The sequence below is a fragment of the Microcystis sp. LEGE 08355 genome (assembly GCF_015207185.1).
Classification (GTDB): domain Bacteria; phylum Cyanobacteriota; class Cyanobacteriia; order Cyanobacteriales; family Microcystaceae; genus Microcystis; species Microcystis panniformis.
Map to the genome: position 1 here is coordinate 1 of NZ_JADEXI010000427.1, position 4,026 is coordinate 4,026.

3 protein-coding genes and 2 pseudogenes are annotated in these 4,026 nt (G+C 42.1%); 1 reads left to right on the top strand and 4 read right to left on the bottom strand.

What is annotated here, in order from left to right; all coding sequences use genetic code 11:
• The 4 genes and pseudogenes from IQ242_RS18440 to IQ242_RS18455 all read right to left on the bottom strand — a co-directional run.
• A pseudogene (locus IQ242_RS18440) lies at nucleotides 1-725 on the bottom strand (IS1 family transposase); the annotation flags it as partial.
• Between the two features lie 406 nt (nucleotides 726-1,131).
• Nucleotides 1,132-1,542: pseudogene (locus IQ242_RS18445) on the bottom strand (type II toxin-antitoxin system VapC family toxin).
• Nucleotides 1,539-1,844 carry a hypothetical protein gene (locus IQ242_RS18450; protein ID WP_002772397.1) on the bottom strand — a complete coding sequence of 102 codons (306 nt, stop codon included), beginning with the start codon at nucleotides 1,842-1,844 and terminating at the stop codon, nucleotides 1,539-1,541. Before IQ242_RS18450 ends, IQ242_RS18445 begins: the two are co-directional and overlap by 4 nt.
• Before the next feature lie 143 nt (nucleotides 1,845-1,987).
• Nucleotides 1,988-2,947, bottom strand: a complete 960-nt coding sequence (locus IQ242_RS18455; protein ID WP_193960969.1) for a hypothetical protein — start codon at nucleotides 2,945-2,947, stop codon at nucleotides 1,988-1,990.
• A 397-nt stretch (nucleotides 2,948-3,344) separates the two neighbouring features.
• On the opposite strand from IQ242_RS18455, the gene IQ242_RS18460 reads away from it, so the two are divergent.
• A partial coding sequence (locus IQ242_RS18460) for an SIMPL domain-containing protein (protein ID WP_193960970.1) occupies nucleotides 3,345-4,026 on the top strand: 682 nt, incomplete at its 3' end.

A 4,026-nucleotide genomic window follows, 5' to 3' on the forward strand; every position in this document is an offset into this window, starting at 1 on the left:
TGCATTGTAGTCATGGATAAAATACCAAACAGCCCCAACGTGATTCTCCATTTTTTTAGAGAAAGATAGACTCTCTCTCACCAGCCGAGAAATCCTTTGTCGAAAGGTATTATTTAATCTTTCAATAGGATTAGTTTGACCGGTTTCTTTACCTACTGCCCGATGACGTTTACGAGTAATTACTGTCTTATAGGACTCCCAAAAGTCTGTGTAAGCAACAGCACATTGTCGCTCAACTCCTGGAAGACTTTTCCCGATCTTTTTAGCTGATTCACGGCTTCTATCTCCTCAATAACAACCAATTATTTCTCGGATAGTTCTATCGATAGCTAACCAAATATATACCTTGATTTTCTGAGAAAATACGAATGACCACCCTTCGGCTTCTCTCAGGGTAAATAACTCATAGCAGAAATTTCTATGATTAATTTGCCTTTAGGTTTGTCTGTTACCTATACCTGGCGAGGGACTTGGCTAAATTTATTATTAACATAGTTTTGTAACCATGACCAACTCACTCCAGTTACTCTAGCAATACCTCGCCGAGAAATTCTTTCTAGCAGCAGTAGAGCTATTAATTTTTTGGTTTCGTTAGAGACGGTTTTATTACTAGGATTAATTACCAACGGTTGACCACAATCTTTACCCTGACGTTTGGGTTTGCCATTATGTGTAGAACCATTTTTGAGGGTATGGCAAGAACCCCATTTAGGACAACGAAATATTGAACCTTGTGAATCTTTTGTTAGAAGATTCTGTTCTAAATCTTCATCGCCATCCCACCAAAGTTTAATGAGCCAAGACAAGATATTGATAAAAACAGCAATCATAAAAAGCAAATTCTTGACATTTGTCAGGTAATTATTTTTATTAGTCAATATTCTACACAACTCAGGCTAGATAAGCAAGAGAGCTACGCCACTACTATCGGATCACTACCAAGTCTCCTAATACCATCAATAAAATCCCACAATTCCCCTTCATTAATTGGAGGGGTTTTTATCAGTTGACTGTTGATTGTTAACTGTTCCGCGAGCGAGATTTGTCCATAATTCAGCCGACAAACTACCATTAATGCTGGGGGACAGTTTTTCCTAGCTTAGGGGGAGTGAAAGTTTAATTTTCCCTCTGTTATTCAAATAGAATTATGAAACCCTCTTGCTGAAAATGATTGTCGTGAGTTAACACTTGACTGATTTTTAAGCGCTGCATAACCGTCATTGAAATACAATCTGTCAGGCTATATTCTTTGTCTGGACGGCGGCGGTATAACTCGAAGCCTTGCAGGAATGATTCTCAGTTTTGCGGAATGACTTGAAGGCGGGGATTCTGGAGCAGATTATCGATAAATTCGACAGTACGTCGCTTCCGATTTGCTCCCCGGACTGAGATAAAATTCAGTAGCTCTACCAAAACTTCATCCGTCGTCACAAGTTTAACGTTTTTGAGACTGGACGTAACTTCTCTGGCTCGTTGATGCCAATTATCTTGGGGATTGATTAAAGCAACCCAGTAGAAAGTGTCGGCAAAAATTTGTTTCATTGCCTTTTCTTGGGACTCCCATAAAGATAATGGTCATGCTCTTCTGCACCGTCGGATGGAAGCGGCTCAAGTTCTTCTTCAGGGAAGTTCAGATTCAACTTATCAACTATCTTTAAAATTGATTGTCCAGTCTCCTCTTGAGATATATCAGAAGCCATCAGATGAGTTTCTAGGGCATCTTTCAGTCGATTTAAAACGCCTTCTAGAGAGCTATCCTGGTAATCAATTGCTGCTAGTTCAGGAGATTTGAGTGAATATCCGTCGGGATTCTTGGAGATGACAATGCTGATTTGATTGACCATAATCCTTCCTATCTCAGGCTAATCAAGAATTGGGACTTCTTTAGTCTAGCAAAATAAGCAGGACATTTAAGGTTCTTCAGGATTTGGAAATGATTGTTCATCGGGAATTTTAATTGTCTGTTTTTGAGATTGGGATTGAAAGTTTAATTTTCCCTGAATCTTTCTAACAGTTCTGAGCGAGATAAATTGGCCAGAGAAAGAAGTAACCCGGTGCGTTCCGAGATGGGAAGTTGGGCAATCTGTCCCACCAGACCAGATAATTCTGCATCTAGGGGGCCAAACCGTCCTTCCAGAAGACTGGTTATCAGGGAATACCGTTCTTCTAAACTGCCTCGTTGTATCCCTCGTTGTATCCCTTCTTGTATCCCTTCTTGTTTCCACTCTTCCCGTTGTTGTAAATAAGCTGGTGATAGGTTCATAATCTCCTCCTGTTCTTCGGTACTTAAATTATCTCTTAATTCCAAACTCTTGCGCCAGTTGGCCAGAATTTCCAGTAAATTCTCTTGGAAGGGATTCCCTTCAGGCAATTGCACTAATTCTTCTACTGCTCGTTTCTGTGTCCCTCCTTTCCCTAGCACCCTCAACCATAAAGTCTCCTCATTGATTGGTAATTGATGGATGGCGACAATTCCTGTTTTGAATAGACTAGGGGAAAAATAAACTCCTTTTCCCCACTCCTCTTTCATCCCCTCTTCCGGTAGGAATGAAGGGGGGATTCCCACGACTTCTTCAATCATTCTCGCTGAAAAAGTAGGCGTTAAAATCCAGAGAACTGGTAGTTCAGCTTCAGTTAGAGTTTTGTTTGTCCGTTTCGCCTTCCTCAAGACCTCGCCATGAACCGCGTATAACTTTGAGATGCAACTGCGAATCTCTACCTCGGAGGGGGGGTTACGGAAGGGTTCAAATAAGCAGCAAGTCGCCGCCATTTTACCGAGTAAACCCAAGGGTAATTCAGTCCTTGATGCTGAACTGGCTGGTTCAAACCAAACATCGATTTCTTGGACTTCACTCTTGACTTTCTTGCTCTTTTTAATCGTTCCTAGAGACGCTAAGAGTTCCTCTAAATATTCCTTGGCAAATTGGTCGTGAATTTGGCGAGTCATTGTAGGGGATAATTAAGCCGAGAAAGTGCATTAACAATCTTGTCAGATCATAGCAAGTTTTGAGAATTTATCTTTTTAATCAACAGCACCAGTGTGCGAACCAATCGGCTCTCTTATTCTTTGTGTGACAAGTTTAACTTATATAATAGCGATCGGTCTTTGTGTCCTTTGTGTCTCTGTGGTTCTTTACACTCACTTGAGCGCACGACTGTATCTTAGAATACATTTTACCCACCAAACCGAAGAGAGTCACCAATCTTGCTTAAAGGCCCCTTTTCAAGTTCCCAGAGCTTAGTCACCAATATTGCGAAAGTGACGGAAAAGGGATAATCTGCAACTCAATTGCCCAAAATAAAGGCTAGAATCGAAATATAGTATCGATCGCTACGGATTTTTCATGAATTACCAAAAATTTTGCTGGGCCTTTTTGCTGTCCCTTATCCTCATCAACACTGGATTAGTTATGCCTAGTTACGCAGACGCAAGAGAATTGAGGACAATTACCGTGACGGGAGAAGGAATAGAAAATATCGCCACTTCTAAGGCAATAGTGCGCTTAGGGGTAGAAGTTCAAGGCAAAGAAGCGGGGAAAGTGCAGCAGGAAACCGCCAATCGTAGCGATGCGGTGGTTAAATTTCTCCGTTCCCGTCAAGTGGAAAAATTGGAAACCACCGGCATTAGTTTACAGCCCAATTACGACTTCAGCAACAATCAAAGACGTTTAATCGGTTATATCGGGGCTAATTTGATTAGTTTTCAGATTGATATAGCCCAAGCGGGGAGTTTAATCGATGAAGCGGTGAAAGTCGGGGCAACACGCATCGATGGGGTCAGTTTTACGGCTGGAGAATCAGCGATCGCAGCTGCCCAAAGAACCGCTCTCATCAAAGCCACGGAACAAGCTAGAGAACAGGCGACAATCGTGTTACAAGCCCTCGGTTTAGTGCCGAAAGAAACGGTTTCTATCCAAGTGGGTAATACCAGTAATCCCGTGCCAATAGCCCGCTCAGAAGCGGTTTTTCGGAGTGCCGATGCTGCCAGTAGCCCGGTTATCGGAGGGGAACAAACCCTGCGCGCTG